The organism is Streptomyces zhaozhouensis (assembly GCF_900230195.1).
Lineage (GTDB): Bacteria > Actinomycetota > Actinomycetes > Streptomycetales > Streptomycetaceae > Streptomyces > Streptomyces zhaozhouensis.
Window position 1 is genome coordinate 22,280 of the sequence record NZ_OCNE01000013.1, and the last position, 22,689, is coordinate 44,968.

The 22,689-nt window shown below is 71.2% G+C and carries 15 protein-coding genes and 2 pseudogenes; 10 read left to right on the top strand and 7 right to left on the bottom strand.

Going from position 1 to position 22,689, the window contains the following annotated elements:
* The first annotated feature begins 15 nt into the window (after positions 1–15).
* Genes CRP51_RS18180 through CRP51_RS18190 form a run of 4 tightly spaced genes read left to right on the top strand, consistent with a single transcriptional unit; the run spans position 16 to position 7,235 of the window.
* Positions 16–4,779 carry a type I polyketide synthase gene (locus tag CRP51_RS18180; protein WP_170970597.1) on the top strand — a complete coding sequence of 1,588 codons (4,764 nt, stop codon included), beginning with the start codon at positions 16–18 and terminating at the stop codon, positions 4,777–4,779.
* A 31-nt stretch (positions 4,780–4,810) separates the two neighbouring features.
* The gene (locus CRP51_RS18185; protein WP_097232309.1) at positions 4,811–5,749 is read left to right on the top strand and encodes an ABC transporter ATP-binding protein; all 939 of its coding nucleotides are present in this window, start codon (positions 4,811–4,813) and stop codon (positions 5,747–5,749) included.
* Positions 5,746–6,489, top strand: a complete 744-nt coding sequence (locus tag CRP51_RS28350; RefSeq protein ID WP_107500849.1) for an ABC-2 transporter permease — start codon at positions 5,746–5,748, stop codon at positions 6,487–6,489. Before CRP51_RS18185 ends, CRP51_RS28350 begins: the two co-directional genes overlap by 4 nt.
* Positions 6,477–7,235, top strand: a complete 759-nt coding sequence (locus tag CRP51_RS18190; protein WP_107500850.1) for an ABC transporter permease — start codon at positions 6,477–6,479, stop codon at positions 7,233–7,235. Before CRP51_RS28350 ends, CRP51_RS18190 begins: the two co-directional genes overlap by 13 nt.
* A gap of 114 nt (positions 7,236–7,349) precedes the next feature.
* On the opposite strand, the gene CRP51_RS18195 is transcribed toward CRP51_RS18190, so the two are convergent.
* Positions 7,350–8,351 (bottom strand): methyltransferase, encoded by a 1,002-nt coding sequence (locus tag CRP51_RS18195; protein ID WP_212615934.1) that lies wholly within the window; start codon positions 8,349–8,351, stop codon positions 7,350–7,352.
* A gap of 1,027 nt (positions 8,352–9,378) precedes the next feature.
* Between CRP51_RS18195 and CRP51_RS18205 the strand changes: the two genes are divergently transcribed.
* Entirely contained in the window at positions 9,379–10,260 is an 882-nt protein-coding gene (locus tag CRP51_RS18205) for a hypothetical protein (RefSeq protein ID WP_097232311.1), read from the top strand.
* Positions 10,261–10,579: 319 nt separating this feature from the next.
* Positions 10,580–10,678, top strand: a pseudogene (locus CRP51_RS29620) (transposase); the annotation flags it as partial.
* Between the two features lie 132 nt (positions 10,679–10,810).
* Here CRP51_RS29620 and CRP51_RS18210 read toward each other — a convergent pair.
* Positions 10,811–11,812 (bottom strand): alpha/beta hydrolase, encoded by a 1,002-nt coding sequence (locus CRP51_RS18210; RefSeq protein WP_170970599.1) that lies wholly within the window; start codon positions 11,810–11,812, stop codon positions 10,811–10,813.
* Between the two features lie 96 nt (positions 11,813–11,908).
* Here CRP51_RS18210 and CRP51_RS29625 point away from each other — a divergent pair.
* Positions 11,909–12,154 (top strand): annotated as a pseudogene (locus tag CRP51_RS29625) (IS1380 family transposase); the annotation flags it as partial.
* 55 nt (positions 12,155–12,209) lie between these two features.
* Here the strand turns inward: CRP51_RS29625 and CRP51_RS18220 are convergent.
* From CRP51_RS18220 to CRP51_RS18240, 5 genes are all read right to left on the bottom strand, one after another.
* Positions 12,210–13,739: a helix-turn-helix domain-containing protein gene (locus CRP51_RS18220; protein ID WP_097232312.1), complete on the bottom strand. Its 1,530-nt coding sequence runs from the start codon at positions 13,737–13,739 to the stop codon at positions 12,210–12,212.
* Positions 13,740–14,048: 309 nt separating this feature from the next.
* Positions 14,049–14,939: an ABC transporter permease gene (locus CRP51_RS18225; protein ID WP_097232313.1), complete on the bottom strand. Its 891-nt coding sequence runs from the start codon at positions 14,937–14,939 to the stop codon at positions 14,049–14,051.
* Positions 14,936–15,877: an ABC transporter ATP-binding protein gene (locus CRP51_RS18230; protein ID WP_245880659.1), complete on the bottom strand. Its 942-nt coding sequence runs from the start codon at positions 15,875–15,877 to the stop codon at positions 14,936–14,938. Before CRP51_RS18230 ends, CRP51_RS18225 begins: the two co-directional genes overlap by 4 nt.
* A complete protein-coding gene (locus tag CRP51_RS18235) occupies positions 15,874–16,275 on the bottom strand; it encodes a transcriptional regulator (protein WP_245880660.1) in 402 nt (133 codons plus the stop codon). The genes CRP51_RS18230 and CRP51_RS18235 overlap by 4 nt, the downstream gene beginning before the upstream one ends.
* The gene (locus CRP51_RS18240; RefSeq protein ID WP_097232315.1) at positions 16,272–16,781 is read right to left on the bottom strand and encodes a hypothetical protein; all 510 of its coding nucleotides are present in this window, start codon (positions 16,779–16,781) and stop codon (positions 16,272–16,274) included. The genes CRP51_RS18235 and CRP51_RS18240 overlap by 4 nt, the downstream gene beginning before the upstream one ends.
* Positions 16,782–17,102: 321 nt before the next feature.
* Between CRP51_RS18240 and acnA the strand changes: the two genes are divergently transcribed.
* The 3 genes from acnA to CRP51_RS18255 all read left to right on the top strand — a co-directional run bounded on the left by acnA (position 17,103) and on the right by CRP51_RS18255 (position 22,625).
* Positions 17,103–19,823 (top strand): aconitate hydratase AcnA, encoded by a 2,721-nt coding sequence (gene acnA / locus CRP51_RS18245; RefSeq protein ID WP_097232316.1) that lies wholly within the window; start codon positions 17,103–17,105, stop codon positions 19,821–19,823.
* 314 nt (positions 19,824–20,137) lie between these two features.
* A complete protein-coding gene (ngcE, locus tag CRP51_RS18250) occupies positions 20,138–21,550 on the top strand; it encodes an N-acetylglucosamine/diacetylchitobiose ABC transporter substrate-binding protein (RefSeq protein WP_097232317.1) in 1,413 nt (470 codons plus the stop codon).
* A 16-nt stretch (positions 21,551–21,566) separates the two neighbouring features.
* Positions 21,567–22,625 carry a carbohydrate ABC transporter permease gene (locus CRP51_RS18255; protein ID WP_439333185.1) on the top strand — a complete coding sequence of 353 codons (1,059 nt, stop codon included), beginning with the start codon at positions 21,567–21,569 and terminating at the stop codon, positions 22,623–22,625.
* Positions 22,626–22,689 lie beyond the last annotated feature (64 nt).

Below are 22,689 nucleotides of genomic sequence, written 5' to 3' on the forward strand. Positions count from 1 at the left end.
AGGAACAACGGACCGATGACCGAGGATCGATCGACCATGGCGAAGGACCCCACGCGGTATCAGGGCCTGCTCAGCGAGGCGTTGACGGCCGTCCGTGACGTGAAGCGGCGGCTGCGGGAGCGGGCCGGCTCCGAGCCGGTCGCCGTCGTCGGCATGGCCTGCCGGTTCCCGGGCGGCTGCGACTCCCCTGAGGCGTTCTGGCGGCTGCTGACCGCCGGCGGCGAGAGCGTCGTCGACGCGCCGGAGGGCCGTTGGGAGCTGGCCGGCGGCGACGGCACGGAACCCGCGCGCGGCAACTTCCTGCACGGCGACGTGTCGCGGTTCGACGCCCGCTTCTTCCGGATGTCCCCGGCGGAGGCCAACTCCCTGGACCCGCAGCAGCGCCTGCTGCTCGAAGTCTGCTGGGAGTCCCTGGAGAACGCCGGCATGAACCCGCAGGCCCTGCGCGGCAGCAGGACCGGCGTCTTCGTCGGCCTCTCCGGCGCGAGCGAGTACGGGATGCTGCCCCGGGACGCGGCGAAGATCAACCAGTACAACGGCACCGGCACCTCGGCCAGCGCCGCCTCCGGCCGGCTCGCCTACGAGTTCGGCTGGCACGGACCGGCCCTCTCGGTCGACACCGCCTGCTCCTCCTCCCTGGTCGGCACCCACCTCGCCGTCCAGGCGCTGCGGCGCGGCGAGTGCACCATGGCGGTGGCCGGCGGCGTCAGCCTGATGCTGTCGCCCCACGTGATGACGACGCTGCGGCTGATGAACGCCGTCTCGCCCGACGGCCGAAGCCGCCCGTTCGACGCCGGGGCCGACGGCTACGGGCGCGGCGAGGGCTGCGGGATGCTGGTGCTCAAGCGGCTGTCGGACGCCGAACGCGACGGGGACACCGTCCTGGCCGTCATCCGGGGCAGCGCGGTGAACAACGACGGCCCCAGCAGCGGCCTGACCGTGCCCAGCGGCCGTGCGCAGCGCGAGGTCATCGGCGCCGCGCTGAAGTCCGCGCGGGTCGCCCCGGGGGACGTCGGCTACGTCGAGGCGCACGGCACCGGCACCCCGCTCGGCGACCCCATCGAGGTCGAGGCGCTCTCCCAGGTCTTCGGTCCCGGCGCCTCGGGAAAGGCGCGCCGCACGCCGCTGCTGGTCGGCTCGGTCAAGGGAAACATCGGGCACCTGGACAGCGCCGCGGGCGTCGCCGGCCTGATCAAGACCGTGCTGTGCCTGCGGCACGGGGTGATCCCGCCGCTGACCAACTTCGACACCCTCAATCCCCGCATCCGGCTGGGCGACGTCCCCGTCGAGCTGCCCCGGGACAACGTGCCCTGGCGGCCGGGCGCCGACGGCCGACGCGTCGCCGGCGTCAGCTCGTTCGGCTTCAGCGGCACCAACGCGCACGTGGTGCTCGCCGAGGCGCCGCCCGCGCCCGCCCCGGCGGAGCCGGAGACCCCCGGCACCTCCGTGCTGTTCCTGAGCGCCAAGGAGGAGTCCTCGCTGGTCGCGCTCGTCCGCCGCTACGACGCCCACCTCGCGGAGCACCCGGACGTCCGGCTCGACCAGCTCTGCCACGTCGCCAACACCTGCCGCGCGGCCTTCATGCACCGCGCGACCTTCGTCGCCGACAGCGTCGCCGGACTGCGCGAGGGGCTGCGGTCCGCGCTCGACCGGGCCGGGGAACCCGGAGGGCTCTACGGCCCCGACGAGGAGGGGCTCCGGCTGCGGGCCGGCTTCAGCCGCACCCCGTACCAGGTCCTCGGGGGCGGTACGGCCTACGCGGCGAAGACCTCCGACCAGATCACGCCCAAGCTGGCCTTCGTCCTCCACCCGGAACCCGGCGACGTGCGCGGCGCCGCCCGCGCGCTCGCCGCCCGCCACCCCGCGTTCCGCGCGGCGTGGTCGGAGTGCCTCGACCGGCTCGCCCCGCGGTTCGGCCCCTCGTTCGCCGACGCCCTGGCCTCCGCCCCGGCCGGCGGGGCGGAGGACGTCGAGGAGGCGTACTGGTTCGCGTTCCAGTACGCCGTCGCCCAACTGCTCGCCGCGTTCGACGTCCGCCCGGAGATCGTCGCCGGCGGCGGGCCAGGCCGGCTCGTGGCGGCGGTGGTGGCCGGCGTGCTGAGCCTGGACAGCGCCGTGGCGCTGCTGGCCGCCGCATGGGGCGCCCGTGAACTGCCCGCGGCCGCACGGGAGGCCGCCCTCGCCGACGCCCTGCGCGACGTTCCGCTGACCCGCCCCGACTGCCGCCTGGTCTCCGCGGCCACCGGCCGGGAGGGGCGCGGCACCGAGATCGCCGACGCCGCCTTCTGGGCACGCGAACTCGCCGCCCCGAGCGCGCCGGCCGCCGTACCGACCCTGCTCGACCAGGGCTATCGGCACCTCCTCGTGCTGGGCGGAGCGCCGGGCGCCGACGGGACCGGCGACGCCGACGAGGGGGTGCTGCGCTTCCCGCTCGGCGAGGGCGAGGGCGAGTGCGCGCGCCTCGCCCACCACCTGGCCGCGTTGACCTGTCTGGGCGCCCATGTGCGCTGGGAGACCTGGCAGGAGGGCCGCGTCTTCCCCCGACTGCCGCTGCCGACCTACCCGTTCGAGCGGACCCGCTACTGGATCACCCCGCCCGACCGGGACGCGGCCCCCGGCTTCCGCGACCTCGCGGCCCGCGCCGCCAGGGGCCACGGCCTCGACGGCGAACGCCTGGACCTGCCGGCCGGACCCACCCAGTACGAGTACGTCTACAGCGCCCGCAACTTCCCCGAGCTGGCCGACAACACCGGTGTCCTGCACATGGGTTACTACGTCGAGATGCTCACCGCCGCGCTCCGCGACGCCGAGCCGCGCGACCGGCACCGCGTCGAGCGACTGGAGTTCCTCGCCCCGCTGCGCGTCGTCAGCGGGGAGACCAAGCGGGTCACCCTGGTGCTGGAACGCGCCGACGAGGGCCGGCTCAGCGTCCGCTTCTTCAGCAAGAGCGACCTGCGCGACGGCTGGGTCCTCCACGTCCACGGCACCGTCGCCCCGGCGCCCGCCCGGCCGCCCGCGTCCACCGGCGAGGGGCCCGCCGGGGGCGCGCACGTCGACGCGGACGCCTTCTACCGGCCGCTGGAGGAGAACGGCTTCCGGTTCGGCCCGACCGTGCGCTGGGTGGACAGCGCCCGCGCCGAGGGTAACGGCGCGCTCGTCCACTTCCGCGCCCACACCCTGGACGACGGCATCCGCCCCTACGCCGTCGGCTTCCACCCGGGCGTCCTGGACAGCTGCGCCCAGGCGTTCAACTTCCTGGCGCTGCCCGCGGGCGAGGGCCGCACGTACATGATCCGCAGCCTCGGCGGCATCACCGTCGGCGACCCGGCCGCCGAGCCGCCGGCGCCCGGCGGCCTGCTCGCCCATGTCACCCTCGACGACCCGGCCGCCACCGCCGCCGCCCCGGACGGCGGCGAGATCAGCGGCGCGGTCCAGGTCCGCGACAGCCGGGGCGCGACGCTGCTGACCATCGAGCAGGCGGTGCTGAAGGAGTTCGACGAGTCGCTGCTGGCCGACATCCAGTCCGCGCTGGAGGCCGGCGCCGCCGGCGACCGGGCCGGCGACCCGGCGTTCCTGCTGGAGTACGCCGAGACCCCCGACGACGACAAGCCGGGCCTGCTGCTGGAGCGCACCCGCGCCCTGCTGGCCGCCGCCATGGAGGTCGAGGACCCCGCCACCCTGGAGGCGGACGCCAAGCTGGACGACCTCGGCCTGGACTCCCTCATCGGGCTGCGCTTCTTCAACAGCGTCCGCGACGTGTTCGGCGTCGAGCTGGGCATGGCCGACCTGATCGACGCGCACACCATCCGGGAGACCGCGATGCTCGTGCTGGGCGGGCTGCCCGGCAGCGAGGAACTCGTCGCGCGCCACGCCGCCACCCGGGAGCCGAGGGAGACGCCCAAGACCGGCCGCGAGCTGTGGATCCTGGGGCCCGCGCCGCGACCGGAGGCGAAGGTGCGGCTGTTCTGCTTCCCGCACGGCTTCGGCAGCGCCGACATGTACAAGGACTGGCAGGAGGCGCTCGGCCCCTCGGTGCACGTCGCGCCGGTCAAGCTGCCCGGCCTGGACGTCGAGCGCATGTCGGAGGAGCTGCCACGGGACATCGACGCGCTCATGGCCGCCATGGAGGAGTCGCTCTCCGAGGAACTGCTCGACCTGCCCGTCATGGCGTTCGGCCACAGCTGGGGCTCGCTCTTCGCCTACCGGCTGGCCCGCCGCCTGTCGGCCCACCCGAAGGCTCGCGTCGCCCGCCTGTTCGTCTCCGGCTACACCGCGCCCGTGCTCCCCAACACCAGCACGATGCGCATCGTCGAGGAGCTCAGGGGGCTCGGTTTCACCGGTATCCCCGATTTCGACGAGGTGACCGCCACCAAGTCCGAGGAGGCGGTGAGTCTGGCGTTCATCCGCGCCTGGGACCACGAGTCCGACTTCGTGGAATTCGCCCTGGAGGGCGCCCGGTTGACGCTGCCGGGTATGCTCGGCGCCTATCAGCTCGTCGAGCGTTTCACCCATGACCCGGCAGAGTCGTTCGACGTTCCCATCACGGGATTCCACGGCCTGGACGACAACAGGGTCAGCCTTGAGGAGATGAAGGCCTGGGAACGGGTCACCTCCGGCGCATTCGACCTGAACACCCTGGCGGGCGATCACGGGTTCATCGACACCGCACAGTCCGAGGGGCGGCTGACCGAGCTGCTCGGAACCGAAATAGCCGAATACATCGCAGGAACATCGCCCGCCGAAAGCGGCGGGGAACGGCGACGCGGCCTGACCGCCTGACGGGGCGCGGCGCGAGGAGAGGAAAGAATCTGTGGAACACGCCATAGCGGTCGACGCCGTCACCAAGAAACTCGACGGACGACAGATCCTGCGGGGGGTGACGTTCGAGGTCGGCAAGGGACAGGTCTTCGGCTTCCTGGGCCCCAACGGCGCGGGGAAGACCACCACCATCCGCATCATGCTCGGACTGTTCGCCCCCGACTCCGGCCGGGCCACCATCATGGGCCAGGACTGCGGCACCGACCGGGCCCGCCAGTACCTGGGCTTCGTCGTGGACGGCGACGGCCTCTACGACAACGCCACCGCGGAGGACAACCTCGCCTACTTCGCCCGGATCTACCAGCGCCCCGCCTCCAGGGAACGCATCCGCGAGGTGCTCGGCCTGGTCGACCTGGCGGACCGGGCGGACTCCCCGGCCGGCACGTTCTCCAAGGGAATGCGGCAGCGCCTGGCCATCGCGCGCTCCCTCATCCACGACCCGGACGTGCTGATCCTGGACGAGCCGACCTCCGGCGTGGACCCCTCCGCGCAGATCGAGATCCGTCAACTGCTGCTGGACATCGCCCGCAACCAGGGCAAGGCGGTGCTGCTCAGCTCGCACAACATGGACGAGGTGCAGCGCATCTGCGACCGGATCGCCCTGCTGTACAAGGGCGAGGTCGTGCTCTCCGGCTCGTTGGACGAGCTCTCCGCGCACATGGGCCGGGGCGGTGTCGTCGTCCGCACCGACGGGCCGGTGCCCCAGGCCGTGTGGGGGGCCGTCGCGGCCAGGCCGGACTTCGGGCTCGCCGGCGAGCCGTGGCGCGAGCCGGGCGCGCCGCTGGAGTTCACCCCGGCCGACCCCGCGCTGGTGCCGGACATCGTCCGCTCCCTCACGGAGGCCGGCGCGCGCATCACCGCGGTGGAGCGCGGCGGCATGTCCCTGGAGGAGATGTACACCTCGATCGTGCGGAGGGACCGGACCGCATGAGGCAACTGCTGGCCGTCACCGGCATCAATCTCCGCAACAACATGCAGTCCAAGGCGCTGATCGTCGTCTTCGTCGGCATCGGCGTCCTCCTGGTGGGCATCGCCGGCGTCGTCGCCGGGGCCTTCGTCCTCGGCCCCGAGGCCGACGACGGTGACTCCACCCCCGCCGAACTGGGGAACTCCCTGGGCCTGATCGGCTACGCGACCACCGTCGTGATCATCGGCGCCAGCTACTCGGTGCTGTTCTCGGTGCCGCTGACCCGCGACAAGATCCGCGGCACCCTGGAGTCGCTGCTGGCCACCCCGACCAGCGCCCGGCAGGTGTGGCTGGGCAAGAGCCTGGCGCTCTTCCTGCCCGGCGCGATCGTCGGCAACGTGCTGGCCCTCGGCCTGACCCTGGTCCTCGCCTACGGCTATCTCGGCAGCGGCGAGGTCGAGTGGAACGGCTGGCTGCTGCTGACCACGCACGTGGCCGTGCCGCTGGTCTACACCGGGCTCAGCCTCGTCGTCCACGTCGCCGGCCTGCTGGGCCGGGTCGCCAACGCCAACGTCCTCAACGTCGTCTTCCTGCCGGGCTTCACCGCCACCATGCTCAACCTCGCGGGACGGGGCGTGGTCGACGCCGGCTCCTCGGCGTTCCTCGCGATCAACGTCGGGGCGGCCGCCGTGCTGGTTCTGCTGGCCGTGGTCTTCGCCCGCAAGCTCACCAAGGAGAGGATCGTGCTCTCGTGCCGCGCCTAGACAGGGAACGCGTCAGCGTCGTCTTCCGCCGGGACTTCGGCGAGTTCGTGCGATGGCGTTCCTACCGCCTCGTGATGGTGCTCACCGCCGTGGCCGCCGTGGTCGTCATCAGCGGCTTCGTGGCGTTCCTGCGGTCCGACACCGGCCGGATCGACGGGACCGACGGGGACAGCATCCTGCCCGCCGCGACGGGGGTGGTGGTGTTCCTGCTGGCGATGCTGCCCCCGACGGTGTGTCTGCCGCTGTTCGCCACCGACACCCTGACCAGGGAGAAGAACAGCGGTGTCATGGAGGCGCTGCTGGCCACGCCGCTGACCCCGGCGGAGATCCGGCAGGGCAAGAGCATGGCGGTCTTCCTGCCGGCGCTGCCGGCGGCGCTGCTCGGCCCGCTGCTGGCCGTCGCCGCCGTGAACGTCTTCGTCTCCCTGCCGGTCAACGACGAACCGCTCGTGCCGGCCCCGTTGCTGCTCACCGTGCTGGTGCTGGTGCCGCTGTTCTTCCTGGCGCTGACCAATCTGACCATCGAGCTGTCGATGGTCAGCAGCCCGGAACTGGCGGTCTCGCCGTCCTATCTGATCGGGTTCGCGATGCTGGCGGGGGTGCCGCTCGGCGCCATCACCGAGGTGTTCGACCCGACGAGCTGGGGATTCCTCGGCGGCGCCCTGGTGGTCACCGCCGCCATGTGGGCCCTCGTGTGGCTGGGAGCGCGGTGGCTGACGACCGATCGCGTGGTGCTCTCCCGCTGAGAGCCGGCGGGCCCGCGCGAGACGAACGCCGGCCGCGCCCCCTCCCGGGGCGCGGCCGGCGTTTCCCTTCGGGCCTGTCTTTCGGGCCTGGTCTTCAGGAGAACGGGTCGGGTCTCAGGAGAAGGCGGGACCCGTCCGGATGAGGCAGTAGTCGCCCGGCACCGGCAGCGGCTGCACGATCGGGGCCGTGAGACCGGCCTGCGCGCACAGCGCCCGGAACTCCTCGGCGGTGCGCTCCTGCCCGCCCAGGTTGACCAGCATGTTCAGATCGGTCAGATAGTTGCCGATCGCCTCGGGCTGGGCCTGCTCGGGGAAGACGGCGTCCATGATCAGCAGTACACCGTCCTCCTTGAGCGCCTCACGGACGTTGCGGAGGATGCGCAGGCACTGCTCGTCGTTCCAGTTGTGCAGCACCGACTTCAGGATGTAGACGTCGCCGTGGGCGGGGACCGAGGCGAAGAAGTCCCCCGCCTCCGCAGTGAAACGGTCGGCGACGCCCGCGCGCCGCATGGTCTCCTCGGCCTCCGAGAGTCCGCTGGCCGTGTCGTACACGACGCCCCGCACCGACGGGTACTGGGCCATGATGGCCGACAGCAGCGTGCCGTCCCCGCCCCCGACGTCGACCACGGTGCCGAACCGGCCGAAGTCGAACTGGTGCGGCAGCAGTTGCGCGGTCATGCTCGACGCCTCGTGCATCGAGGCGTTGAAGTCCGCCGACAGCTCGGGGTGTTCGTCCAGATAGTCGTAGAAGCCGGTGCCGAAGTGCTGCGGGAACGTCGGCTCGCCGGTGCGGACGGCGTCCGCCAGGTTCTCCCAGGCCCGCACCATGTGCGGCTCGGTGAAGGACCGCACAAGCTTGTTGAACCCGCCGAACTGCCCCTCGCGGAGCATGTGTCCGCCGGCCTGGAGCTGGAAGACCCCGGGCGTCGCCTCGACCAGCACCCGCATCGCCGCCAGCGCGCGCAGCAGCCGTCGCGTCGCCCTCGGGTCCGTGCCCGCGGCGGTCGCCACCTGCTCGGCGGTCGCCTGGCCGTCGCCTATCGCGTCGAGAATCCCGAGCCGCACGGCCGCCCCCAGACACTGGGCGGTGAAGGTACCGAAGAGATGGCTGAACACCACACCGATCCCGTCCGGCGGCCCACCCGGCCCACCCGGCCCACCGGGCGGCGGTCCGTCGAAGCCGGGGGGAGGTCCGCCGGGTGCGCCGGGGGGAGGTCCGCCGGGCATTCCGGGAGGGGGTGCGCCGGGTGCGCCGGGGGGAGGTCCGCCGGGCATTCCGGGAGGGGGACCGCCCGGCATTCCGGGAGGGGGACCGCCGGGCATCCCCGGTGGCGGCCCGCCGGGGACCCCGGGGGGAGGGCCGCCGAACGCCGGCGGCGGCGTGGGCGGTTGCTGGTCGTCGGATGGAGGTCCCTGCGGGATGGTCATGTCCCGTTCCCCTTGCTTTCGATGGTGGGTGACTCCTGCGTCCACGAGACGACAGGCCGGTTCCGAGTAGGGAATCCGCGACGCGGAGAAAGCGGTACCGGCGAGTCCATGAAGTTTTCCGCTGCCACCTCTCGGAGTTCGCCATGACGCCGTGTTGAGGGGCGGTGAAGGAGATGACTCACGCACCGGATCGCCCCGTTCACACCGGCGAGTCACGCGTATACATGTCAACGTCGCCGCGCTCGCCAGAAGGCGCGCGTCCTCAATGAGGTATGGCGCGATCGTAGCAGAGGGAAGTTCTCAACCTCGGGCGGAATCGGGGAGTTGACCGGTAGTGCAACGGCCCTTTCCGGAGCTTCTCGCCAACCGCTCCGATCCCGGTTCGCGAGCTGTTTGTTCCCGTTTGTTCGGAGATGAAGCCCGCGTGAAGGACTCGCGGGCAGAAGGAAAACGCGAATGCCGGGCCGGCGGCCACTCTTTGTCACGGGAGATCACCGAACCCGTCGGTATTCCATGGAATGCGAAAGGTCGCGTTCCGCTTGTCGCCGGGCGCCCGCTCGGGCCCGCTCGGCGCCCGGCGCGGCATCGCGGCGTCAGCCGTTGTGCAGGCCGCCGGCCCAGCCCCGCCATGATCCGTCGGTCATCTCCCGCGAGTGGTGGCGCGGTTGTCCACTGCGGTCGTGGCGGCTGGCACGTGCGCTGTCGTGGACCGAACTTGCTGGGCATCGGCCCGCTGATCACGCTGGCGTGCCTGTCGTCGCTGGTGGTGCTGGCCGCGCCGGGCGGTACGGCCGCGGTGACGGCCGCCATCGCCGCAGCCGCGGCCCAGCTGTATCTGCTCATCTGGCGGGCAAAACGGTGGCGTGACCCGGCCCGCGGCGTCGAGCTGCGCAGCGCCTGGCTGACACCGCTGCTGATGGCGCTCATCATCGTCTCCACCGACTGGAGTTGGGCGCTGCCGCTGGTAGGCCCGGCAGCAGCCTTGTTCGGCGCGATGGCCGCGATCAACACCTATGCCCTGGACGGCACGGCCCTGTGGCAGCTGCTCACCACACCGGGCGCCCTCAAGGCTGACGTGCGCGGGCGGATGGTGGCGTGGGCGCTGCTGTTCGGCCTGCCGTCCATCGCGCTGGCGGCCATGCTGTGGGCTGTGACCGGCTCGCGGTGGGGAGGTGCCGCCGTCGGCGGCGCCATCGCCGCGACCGCGGCGGGCTCTGCCGGGGCACCGCTGCTCGCCCTCGTGATGCCGGCTGTGGGCACGGACGCCCGCGATCGCATCTACCCGGGACAGCGAGCGGGCGATCCGACGGGCGGACAGATGACGATCTTCCCCGTGGTCCTGCTGGCCGCGCTCCTGCCCGGCGTCATCGGCGGCTCGTGGTGGGGAAGCGTCCTCGCCGCCGTCCTGCTGGCCGCCGTCGTCCTGGGTGTGTCACCCGCGCTCACGGTGCGTCTGCTCCAACAACGCGGCACTGGCCTGCTGGAGGCGATGACCTCCCGCGACACCGCGGCCCTGCGCTCAGCCGCCCGGACAAGAGGCCCACTCACCCGACCACGGGGAACCCGCTCCCACCATGGGCTCGGGGGCACTTCATGAGCTGCGCCGGGAGGACGGACGAGGACAGCACACCTCGAAACGGCCAACCCCGCTCGCCGTTCCCACCTGGCCGACGCCTCAACCAAGCGCCGCGGGCGGTACGCCTTCCGACTCCCTCCGAAGCGAGGGGTACGCGGGTGAGGTTCCGCACGGCGAAGACCACGGACAACCAGAGCGGTCGGGCGCGGGAGTGCGGCGCATCGCCGACCGGGGCAGCAGGGTCGCGCTGCGGACCGGGGCCGGTTACCTGACAGGACGTCGCCCCCGACGCATCTGGTCGCCACGGTCACCTGCGTAGGAGACCGTATCCGAAGCTACTTACGGCTATGACGCGGGCAAGAACAGCAACGGTCGCAAGTGCCACCTGGTCGTCGACACCCGAGGACTTCCCCTGCCGGCCATGGTTACACCCGCCGACCCAAGGACGCATCCGGCTTCGTCGTACTCCCACATCGTCGGGTCGTCGAAGGCGAGGTTCCTCGGCCTCGTTGCCACGGAGGCCTGGCCGGCCCGTTGTCCATCCCGCGACCGACTACGCCGGAGGAGATCGTCAGTTGGTGGCGAGAAGGTGCTCCAGCCAGTTGCGGCGTGCCGCGACAGCGGCCTTGCTGATCCGCGCCTCGGGGGCTTTCTGGTCGAAACCGTGGATTCCGCCGGGCCACACGTGCAGCTCGACTTCGCCGCCGGCCTGCCAGATCCGGTCGGCGTAGGCGAGGACCTCATCACGCAGGCACTCGGCGGAGCCGACGTCGAGGAATGTGGGCGGCAGGCCGCCCAGGTCAGTGGCGCGGGCGGGCGCGGCGTACCGCGGCACGTCAGGTCCGCCCTGGACGTCGCCGAGCAGCGCGCTCCAGGCGAACCCGTTGCGGCCGCGGTCGAAGAGTTCGAGGTCGTCCATCTGCAGAGCCGAGGCGCTGTCGTTGCGGTCGTCGAGCAGCGGGGCGATCAGCAGCTGGCCGAGCAAGCGGGGGCCGCCCTTGTCGCGCACGGTCAGAGCTAGCGCGGCGCCGAGGGTGCCGCCGGCGCTGAAGCCCGTGACGACGATGCGCTCCGAGTCGATGCCGAGTTCGTCCGCGTGGTCGGCGACCCACAGCAGACCGGCGTAAGCGTCGTCGATCTGGGCGGGATAGGGGTGCTCGGGCGCGAGCCGGTAGCCGACCGAGATCAGCGTGGCCCCGAACCGCTCGGCCGTCTCGAGTATCTGGTCGAGCCCGGTGCGGTGATCGCCACCGTAGAAGCCGCCGCCGTGTAGGAAGTAGAGCGCCGGCCGTGATGCGGACGCGCCGGAGGGTGTGCACACCAGCAGCGGGATCTCGGGGGCGCCGTCCAGGCCGGGCGCCGAAGGCTGGGAGACGGTGAAGCGCCCGCCATGGCTGAGGTCCTCAAGCGCCGCCACCGCGGCGTCGGTCTCCGCGCGGATCACCGACAGCTTCGCGAGGGTCATCGGCGCCAAGTCCGGCTCCTCCGCCAGGTAGGTGTCGTAAGCGACCCGGAGTTCGGCATCGAGAGGAACGGGAACGGCGGGCACGGTCTTTCCAGGTTCAAGATCCATACGCGTACGCTAGCGCCCCTGCTTCTTTCACATCATCCAGGTTTCAACACCTTGTCGATCACGCGGCAGGGTCGGGCGGATCGGCGGCGTGGGTCAGGCGCCGCCCTGGAACTGTGCGACACCGTCGAAGGCTTCCGACACCAGCCCATCGCCACCGACAGCCCTCCCAGCAGCGGACCGCTGGCCTTGATCCTGCACCTGGACGGCGAACTGGCCAGGGCCGAGCCCCAAGCGACTGTGCTACCGACGGTGCACACCGCCGCTCGCGTCACCCGCGGCGCCAGACGGATCTGGCTGCGGATCGCCGAACACTGGCCCTGCGCCCGAGACCTCGTCACCGCACCCCTTCCAGCCTCAGGTTTCCGCAGGTCGGAAGGGGCGCGGCGGTCGAAAGCGGTCAGATGTCTCGGAACGTCTCGATCTGCGCGCCCACCGAGTTCAGCCGCTCGGCGAGATCCTCGTAACCGCGGTTGATCACATAGACGTTGCGCAGCACCGAGGTGCCCTCGGCGGCCATCATCGCCAGCAGGACGACGACCGCCGGGCGCAGCGCGGGCGGGCACATCATCTCGGCGGCGCGCCAGCGGGTGGGGCCCTCGACCAGGACCCGGTGCGGGTCGAGGAGTTGCAGCCGGCCGCCGAGGCGGTTGAGGTCGGTGAGATAGATCGCGCGGTTGTCGTAGACCCAGTCGTGGATCATCGTCGAACCGTGCGCCGTGGCCGCGATGGCCGCGAAGAACGGGGCGTTGTCGATGTTCAGGCCGGGGAACGGCATCGGGTGGATCTTGTCGATCGGTGCCTCGAGCTTGGAGGGGCGCACGGTCAGGTCCGCCAGCCGCGTGCGGCCGTTGTCCGCCTTGTACTCGGGGCCGAGATCGTGGTCCAGGCCCATGCCCTCCAGGACGGCCAGCTCGATCTCCAGGAACTCCAGCGGCACCCGGCGCACCGTCAGCTCCGACTCGGTGACCACGGCGGCCGCGATCAGGCTCATCGCCTCGACCGGGTCCTCGGAGGGGGAGTAGTCCACGTCCCGGTCGATGTGGGGGACGCCGTGCACGGTCAGGGTGGTGGTGCCCACCCCGTCGATGCGCACGCCCAACTCCTCCAGGAAGAAGCACAGGTCCTGGACCATGTAGTTGGAACTGGCGTTGCGGATGACCGTGGTGCCGTCATGCCGGGCCGCGGCGAGCAGCGCGTTCTCCGTGACGGTGTCGCCGCGTTCGGTCAGTACGATCGGGCGGTCGGGGGAGGTGCCGGGGGTGACCGTCGCGTGGTAGACGCCCTCGGTCGCGGTGACTTCGAGGCCGAAGCGGCGCAGCGCCATCATGTGCGGCTCGACGGTGCGGGTGCCGAGGTCGCAGCCGCCCGCGTACGGGATCTTGAACTGCTCCATGCGGTGCATCAGCGGCCCGAGGAACATGATGATGCTCCGCGTCCGACGCGCCGCCTCCAGGTCGATCGCGTCCATGTCCAACTCGGCGGCCGGCGTGATCTCCAGGTCCGCGCCCTCGTTGATCCAACGGGTGCGCACCCCGATCGAGTTGAGCACCTCCAGGATGCGGAAGACCTCCTCGATCCTGGCGACCCGGCGCAGCACCGTGCGGCCGGAGTTGAGGAGGCTGCCGCAGAGCAGCGCCACGCACGCGTTCTTGCTCGTCTTGACGTCGATGGCGCCGTTGAGTCGACGACCGCCGACCACGCGCAGATGCATGGGGCCGGCGTAACCCAGCGACACGATCTCGCTGTCGAGGGCCTCGCCGATGCGGGCGATCATCTCAAGGCTGATGTTCTGGTTGCCTCGTTCGATGCGGTTGACCGCGCTCTGGCTGGTGCTGAGAGCTTCCGCTAGCTGTGATTGTGTCCAGCCGCGATGTTGGCGAGCGTCCCGAATGAGCTGTCCGATCCGGGCCAGGTAGTCATCGATCATGTCTTCGAGCCTATCTCACATATGAGATCCCTCATCTCGGGGTGCTCCATTCGGGTGGTGACACGCCGACGGGCCGTCCCCGCTTCGGAGTTCCCCCGGACGGGGCCCGGGGGTCGCCTGACCCCGCGCGGGGCCGGGAAACCGGCCGGTCGGCCCCCGAACCCCACGCGGCGCCGGCCCGCAACTTTCCGATCGCTCGGCCCGCCGGCGTGTCGCGCTGTCCGACGGGGCCGGACGGGTGTCTCGACGGGGGCCCGCCGGAGGCGGTCGGCCGCCCGCCTCCGGCGGCGGCCCCGCGGCGGGGCGGGCTCAGGCCGGCACCGCCCCGCTCCGGGCCGCCTTGTGCAGCCGCGCGCTCACCCGGGAGCCCGACTCGCGCCGCGCGGCGCGGCGCAGCAGGGGTATAGCGAGCAGAAAGCCGAGGATCGCCCAGCCGGTCAGTACCAGCGCCACCATGGGAAGCTCCCAGGAGCCGGCCGGCTCGGCCACCCGCGCCGCGTCCGGCAGCAGCGCCGCGCGCAGGCCCTGAGCCATCCACTTCAGCGGGAAGGCCGAGGCCACCTGCTGAACCACCGCCGGCAGCGAGGTGATCGGGAAGACCGCTCCCGAGGTGACCAACAGCCCCATCGTGGGCAGCATGATCAGTGCCAGCGCCTCGCGCGGATTCGGCAGCACGGCGCCTATCGCGGCACCCAGCGGCACCACGGCCAGCAGCCCGAGGGCGGTGACCCACAGCAACGTCAGCCACCCCTCGGCTCCGCGGGGCAACGGGCCGTCCGCCACCACCGCGGCGGCCAGGAGCAGCAGCCCCAGCGTGCCGACCGCGACGGTGACCACCAGCAGGCCGTTGGCGATCAGATAGGCCGGTATCCCCCCGGGGGTGGCACGCAACCGCAGCAGCGTGCCCTCCTCCCGCTCGGTCACCAGCATCTGCGGGAGATTGACCAGCCCGATCTGGAAGAGCAGATAGGCGGCGAAGCCCGCGAGCACCAGATGGGACATCGGCGTGGCCGTGTCGGCCACCTCCCCGCCGACATAGACGACCAGCAGCAGCGCCACCACCACATTGGTGAGATGGCCGGACATCTCCTTCGGGTTTCGCAGCAGATGGCGCAGCTCGATCCCGCCCCGGAGAAACCCGGCGCGCCAGTGCCGGCCCGTCGCCCCGCCCGCGCCGGCACCACTCGTCGTCCCCCTCATGCGGCCGACACCTCCCCGCTCACGGTCCCGTTCCGGTCCTCGACGTCCGCGCCGGACCCGGCGGCTCCCGCGCCGCCCTCCTCCCGCTGGACCATGTGCAGATAGGTGTCCTCCAACGTCGGCCGGCGCACCTCCAGGTCGGCGATCGGCCCCGCCGCGGCCCGATGCAGCTCCCAGACCAGCCGCGAGGGGTCGCGGGTGCGCTCGCGGTGGTGTGTCCCGTCGTCGCCCGTCCAGCGCACCTCGGCCCGCGCGGCGGCGCTCCTGGCCAGCTCGGCGGGGGTGCCCGAGGCCCTGATCCGGCCACCGACCAGCATCGCGATCCGGTCGGCCAGCCGCTCGGCCTCCGCCAGGTCATGCGTGGTCAGCAGCACGGTGACGCCCTCCTCGCGGGCCAACCGCTCCACCAGCGTATGGAACTCGCGTCGCGCCCGCGGGTCGAAGCCGGTGGTCGGCTCGTCGAGGAAGAGCAGCTCCGGGCGGCCCACGATGCCCAACGCGACGTCCAGCCGCCGTCGTTGACCGCCGGAGAGGCGCTCCACCTGCTGGTCTGACTGCTCGGCCAGGCCGACCAGCTCCAGCAGCGCCGCCGGGTCGCGCGGCCGGCGGTAGTACGTCGCGAAGTGGGACAGCAGCTCGGCCACCCGCCACCGACGATGGTCGCGCCAGGACTGGAGGACCAGCCCGATGCGGGCGCGCCAGGCGTCGTCGCCCCGCTCCGGGTCCGCGCCCAGGACGTCGACCTCCCCGCGCGAGCGCCGCCGGAAGCCCTCCAGGATCTCGACGCTCGTGGTCTTGCCCGCGCCGTTGGGCCCGAGCAGGGCGAAGACCTCGCCGCGGCGGATATCCAGGTCCACGCCGCGCAGCACGTCCCTGCCGCCGTACGACATCGCCATCCCTCGCGCCCGGATGACCGTGTCGGCCCCGCGCCCGGTCATCGCGCGGCCCCCCGCGCGGGCGCGGCGGCCGGGACGCCCGGCTCCGCGGCCGACGCCGCGCCGGCGGGCTCCCCCGCGGCACCGGGAGTCGCTCCCGGGGCCTTGCCGGCGCCCTCGACGATCGCCCGGAGCGCTGCCACATGCCCCTCGAAGGCGGACCTGCCACGGTCCGTCAGCCGCACCCGCGTGCGGCGCTTCCGCCCGCCGCCCTCCTTGAGGATCTCCAGGTATCCGGCCTCTCCGAGGGTGTGCAACTGCTTGGAGAGAGCCGAGTCGCTCAGCGAGAGGCTGTCGCGGACGAAGGCGAAGTCGGCCCACTCCGTGGTGGCCAGCAGGGCGACCACGGAGAGCCGGGTGGAGGGATGGATCAACTCGTCGAACCCCGCCGGGGTGCTCATCGGCTGTCCCCCTCGCGGTCCACGCGCTGGCCGTGGCCGCGCAGCGAGCCCGTCGACCAGCGGCTCGCGGGACCGATCACCAGCAGGAAGACGGCGGCGGTGACCGTCGCCTGCACCAGCCCGGCCCACACCGGCTCCAGCGGCGCTGCCAGCCGGCCGGAGAGCAGGATCGTCCCCCCGGTGACCAGCGCGCCGGCGACGAAGGTGGCGAACACCCGCCAGTTGTACCGGGTGTGATGGAGCCGCACCCGGCTGCCCCGGTGCGCGCGCCTGGCCAGCGCGGCCAGCAGCGCGACATACACGACGAGCGCCAGCAGCGTGCCCCACAGGGGCGGGTCGAGGCCCATCCCGGCCAGGAAAAGCCACAGCAGCCCGGCCGTGCCCCAGGTGGAGGAGTCCGCGCCCCCGGATACCGACCGCTCGACCTCGTCGTACACCCGCTCCTGCGGCACCCGCACCCGCTGGAGATCCCGCCACGCCTGCTCGGCGTCGATCGTCGTGCCCATGGCCGTCGCCTTCCCCTCCCGGGCCTCGGAGGTGACCCTCCGTGACCCCTCTTGACTTTCCTGCCGGGAAAGCTAACACTTACTTTCCGGGTAGGCAAGTCGGGGTTGATCCGGTTCGCCCCCGCGGTCGGAGGAGGTGATGGGTTAGGGTTATCTCGACATCGAGATATCTGGCGTCGAGGTCGGCGCCGAAGGACGCGAGGACCGCCTGGCGGCGCGCCTTCCGAGGGGCCTACTTAGGGTTCCCTTAGCGAGTGGTGGCCCGGCGCGCACGGCAGGATTGCGTCAGATCGTGCGAATCATGTGGTGAAGGAGACAGTCGTGTCGGCGAACAGCTTCGACGCTCGCAGCACCCTGCGGGTGGGCGACGAGTCCTACGAGATCTTCCGGCTGGACAAGGTGGCGGGCTCGGACCGGCTCCCCTACAGCCTGAAGGTGCTGCTGGAGAACCTGCTCCGGACCGAGGACGGGGCGAACATCACCGCCGATCACATCAGGGCCCTGGCCGGCTGGGACGCCAGCGCGCAGCCCAGCCAGGAGATCCAGTTCACCCCGGCCCGAGTGATCATGCAGGACTTCACCGGCGTGCCCTGTGTGGTGGACCTGGCCACCATGCGGGAGGCCGTGCGGGAGCTGGGTGGCGACCCGGCGCGGATCAACCCGCTGGCGCCGGCCGAGTTGGTCATCGACCACTCCGTCATCGCCGACAAGTTCGGCACCGCCAACGCCTTCCAGCAGAACGTCGAGCTGGAGTACGGCCGCAACCGCGAGCGCTACCAGTTCCTGCGCTGGGGTCAGACCGCGTTCGACGAGTTCAAGGTGGTCCCGCCCGGCACCGGCATCGTCCACCAGGTGAACATCGAGCACCTGGCCCGCACGGTGATGGTGCGCGGCGGGCAGGCCTACCCGGACACCCTCGTCGGCACCGACTCGCACACCACCATGGTCAACGGCCTCGGCGTGCTCGGCTGGGGCGTCGGCGGCATCGAGGCCGAGGCCGCGATGCTGGGGCAGCCGGTCTCCATGCTGATCCCGCGCGTGGTCGGCTTCAAGCTCACCGGCGAGCTGCCCACCGGCACCACCGCCACCGACCTGGTGCTCACCATCACCGAGATGCTGCGCAAGCACGGCGTGGTGGGCAAGTTCGTCGAGTTCTACGGCGAGGGCGTCGGCGCCATCCCGCTGGCCAACCGCGCGACCATCGGCAACATGTCGCCCGAGTTCGGCTCGACGGCCGCCATGTTCCCCATCGACGCCGAGACGATCAACTACCTGCGTCTGACCGGCCGCGACGCCCAGCAGCTCGCCCTGGTCGAGTCCTACGCCAAGGAGCAGGGTCTGTGGCTGGACCCGGCCAGCGAGCCGGAGTTCAGCGAGTACCTGGAGCTCGACCTGTCCACGGTGGTGCCCTCCATCGCGGGCCCCAAGCGGCCCCAGGACCGGATCGCCCTCTCCGAGGCCAAGGCCAAGTTCGGCGACGACGTGCGCGCCTACGTCCCGCACGCGGACGCCGACGAGGCCGGCAAGGAGTCCTTCCCCGCCTCCGACGCCCCGGCCGTCAGCAACGGCACGCCCAGCGACCCGGTCACCGTGACCCTGGCCGACGGCAGCACGTTCCAGCTGGACCACGGCGCGGTCACCGTCGCGGCCATCACCTCCTGCACCAACACCTCCAACCCCTCGGTGATGGTCGGCGCCGCCCTGCTGGCGAAGAAGGCCGTGGAGCGTGGACTGACCCGCAAGCCCTGGGTCAAGACCACCCTGGCGCCCGGCTCCAAGGTCGTCATGGACTACTACGACCGCGCCGGCCTGACGCCCTACCTGGACAAGCTCGGCTTCAACCTGGTCGGTTACGGCTGCACCACCTGCATCGGGAACTCGGGCCCGCTGCCCGAGGAGATCTCGCAGGCGGTCAACGAGCACGACCTGGCCGTGGTCTCGGTCCTCTCCGGCAACCGGAACTTCGAGGGCCGGATCAACCCCGACGTCAAGATGAACTACCTGGCCTCGCCGCCGCTGGTGGTCGCCTACGCGCTCGCCGGCTCGATGAAGGTCGACATCACCAGTGAGCCGCTGGGCGCCGACACCGAGGGGCGCCCGGTCTACCTGCGGGACATCTGGCCCACCGAGCAGGAGATCGAGGAGGTCGTGGCCTCGGCCATCGGCCAGGAGATGTTCGGCCAGAGCTACGCCGACGTCTTCGCCGGTGACGCCCAGTGGAACGCGCTCTCCATCCCGACCGGCTCGACCTTCGAGTGGGACGCGGAGTCCACCTACGTCCGCAAGCCCCCGTACTTCGAGGGCATGACCCAGGACCCGGAGCCGGTCTCCGACATCACCGGCGCGCGGGTGCTGGCCAAGCTGGGGGACTCGGTCACCACCGACCACATCTCCCCGGCCGGTGCCATCAAGGCGGACACCCCCGCCGGTCGTTACCTGACCGAACACGGCGTCGAGCGCCGGGACTTCAACTCCTACGGTTCCCGTCGGGGCAACCACGAGGTGATGATCCGGGGCACCTTCGCCAACATCCGGCTGCGCAACCAGATCGCCCCCGACACCGAGGGCGGCTACACCAGGGACTTCACCCAGGACGGCGCGCCGGTGTCGTTCATCTACGACGCGTCGAGCAACTACCAGGCGGCCGGCGTGCCGCTGGTCGTGCTGGCCGGCAAGGAGTACGGCTCGGGCTCGTCCCGCGACTGGGCGGCCAAGGGCACCGCGCTGCTCGGGGTGCGGGCGGTCATCGCCGAGTCCTACGAGCGGATCCACCGCTCCAACCTGATCGGGATGGGCGTCCTCCCGCTCCAGTTCCCGGCCGGGCAGACCGCCGCGACCCTGGGACTGACCGGCGAGGAGACCTTCTCGATCACCGGTGTGACCGCGCTCAACGACGGCTCCACGCCCGAGACGGTGAAGGTCACCACGGACAGCGGCGTCGAGTTCGACGCCGTCGTCCGGATCGACACCCCCGGCGAGGCGGACTACTACCGCAACGGCGGGATCATGCAGTACGTGTTGCGTTCCCTGCTGCGCAAGTAGGGGAGGCCGGCGGGCGGTTCGCGCTCTCGTCCGGGTCACCGCCGGGTCATCGCGACCCGGCGCCTCCGGGCGGCGGCGCGGACCGCGCCGCCCTCGGGACAATCGAAGAAGTCGCAGCTCAGCGCAAGGGCCGGCCGGTCGTTCGAAGTTCACTCGGACGTGGCCGGTCCTTCGCGTGTGTCAGGGAGATCTCAACTCGGAAAAGCCTCCCGGCGATCTTGGCTCCCGATCTTCCGTGCACGCGCCAAGTGGACTATACCTGTCGGGCACCGGCGGCCATTCCGTTCGGCTCCCAGAGGAAGACGAGGCTGCATATGACGTCCCATCTCAACCGCCGCTCCCTTCTGACCCGTTCCGCCGCCGCCGGCCTGCTGTCGGTGCCGGCCGTGAGCGCCCTGTCCGGCTGCGCCAGCGGGGGCGGTGACGACAACTCCGTCGAGCGGGGCGAGACCTCGGACGACAACCCGCTGGGCGTGGACCCGGACGCCGAGCTGGAGGTCGTCATCTTCGACGGCGGCTTCGGCGACCAGTACGCCCTGGACGCCGAGGCGATATACCAGGAGAGCTACGGCCAGGTCGCGCACACCAAGACCACCGAGATCCAGACCAGGCTCCAGCCCCGGTTCGTCCAGGGCGAGCCGCCGGACGTCGTGAACAACAGCGGCGCGGACGCCATGGACATCGCCGCGCTGACCCGCAACGACCAGGTCTACGACCTGAACGAGCTGCTGGACGCCCCCTCGCTGGACGACCCCAACGTCACCGTGCGCGACACGCTGATGCCCAGCACGGTCGAGATGGGGCAGTTCGGTTCGGAGGAGGTCTGGCGGCTCAACTACGCGTACACCGTCTACGGCCAGTGGTACTCGCGCACCGCACTGGAGCGCTTGGAGGTCGAGTACCCGCGCACCTGGGACGAGATGATCGCCGTCTGCGAGGCCGCCAAGCGGCAGGGGATGGCCGGCTGGACCTACGCGGGCGTCTATCCGTACTACTTCAACTTCACGCTCTACCCGTTCATCGGGAAGATCGGCGGCGGCGACGTCCTCAAGGCGATCGACAACCTGGAGCCGAACGCGTGGCGTCACGACGCGGTCAGGGCCGCCTTCGAGGCGTACCACGAGCTGGCCGCGCGGGGCTACATCCTCCAGGGCAGCCCGGGGATGACCCACGAGGAGTCCCAGGACGAGTGGAACGGCTACCAGGCGCTCTTCCTCCCCAACGGCTCCTGGGTGGAGAACGAGTCGCGGCGCAACACCCCGGACGACTTCGACATGGCGGTGGGCCCGCCCACCGGCCTGGACTCCTCGGACGCCATGCCGTTCGAGACGCTGTGGACCTCGGCGAGTGAGCCGTTCTTCGTGCCGGCAGACGCCAAGAACCCGATCGGCGGCCTGGAGTTCCTGCGGGTGATGCTCGGTCGGCAGTCCGCGCGCAACTTCACCGAGCTGGTCTCCTCCCTCACCTGCGTGCGGGGAGCGGCCGACGACCTGGAGCTGCCGCCCGGACTGGCCAGCGCCAAGCAGGCATTCGAGGCGGCGGGCGAGAACCTGCTCGTGCCCCGACTGCCCGACTGGTACAAGCAGTTGAACGACGAGGAGGTCGGCGGTGCCGTCGCCGCCATGATGGCCGGCGACATCGACCCCGACGAGGCCATCAACCGTTGCCAGCGCGCGGCCGACGCGACCGCGAGCGACGACTCCGTCCAGAAGTTCCAGCACGTCTGAGCGCGAAGGGGGCGGCATGGAAGACACAACGCAGCGGGCCGGCAAGGACGTCACCGGGAGCGGTGGGCGCGGGAGCGAGGACCGCCTGACCCCGGGGATGAGACTCCGGCTGGCCGTGGCGTTCGTCCTGCCGCCCCGCTTCACCCCGGACAGCGTGCGCTACGACCGGCGTTACCGCAAACTCGACCAGTACCGGTTCATCGTCTGGTTTCTCGCCGCGCCTCTCCTGGTGTACGGCATATTCGTGGTCTCGCCTTTCGTGCAGGCGTTCTTCTACTCGATGACGGACTGGACCGGATACAGCTCCAGTTACCGTTTCACCGGGTTCGAGAACTACGAGAGGATGTGGAACGACGACAAGTTCTGGGACGCCACGAGGAACAGCCTGCTGCTCCTGGTGGTCGCCCCGGTCGTGACGCTGGCGCTGGGACTCTTCTTCTCGTACATGCTCACCGCCGGCGGTCGGCGCAGGAGCGAGGCGGTGGCCGGGGTCACCGGCTCCGGGCTCTACAAGATCGTCTACTTTTTCCCGCAGGTGCTCTCGCTCGCGATCATCGCCGTGATCTGGGCGCGGATCTACAGCCCGCGCAGCGGCGCGCTCAACGCCGGCCTGGACGCCGTCGGTCTCGGCTCCTGGCAGCGCGAGGACTGGCTGGGCAGTTCCTGGGCGATCTGGTGCGTGCTGATCGTGCTGTGCTGGTCGTTCGTCGGCTTCTACGTGGTGCTCTTCTCGGCGGCGATGAGTTCCATCCCGAACGAGATCTACGAGGCGGCCCGACTGGACGGCGCGGGACGCTCGTTGACGTTCTTCCGGATCACCTTCCCGCTCACCTGGGAGACCGTCCGCACCGGGTGGGTCTACATGGGTATCCAGGCGCTCGACGCCTTCGCGCTGGTGAACGTGATGGTGCCGGAGCACGGCATGGACGTGCTGCCCAGCTACCTGTTCTCGAAGGCGTTCAGGGACGGACAGGCCGGCTACGCGACCACCATCGGGGTGGCGCTCTTCCTGATCACGCTGGTGTTCGCCGCGGTCATGATGCGGATCGGCCGCAGGGACCGGATCGAGATGTAGGCGGGCCCCGGGGCGCCGCCCGACGCCCCGGGCTCTCGCATTCACCACGCCAACCGCCTTTGGG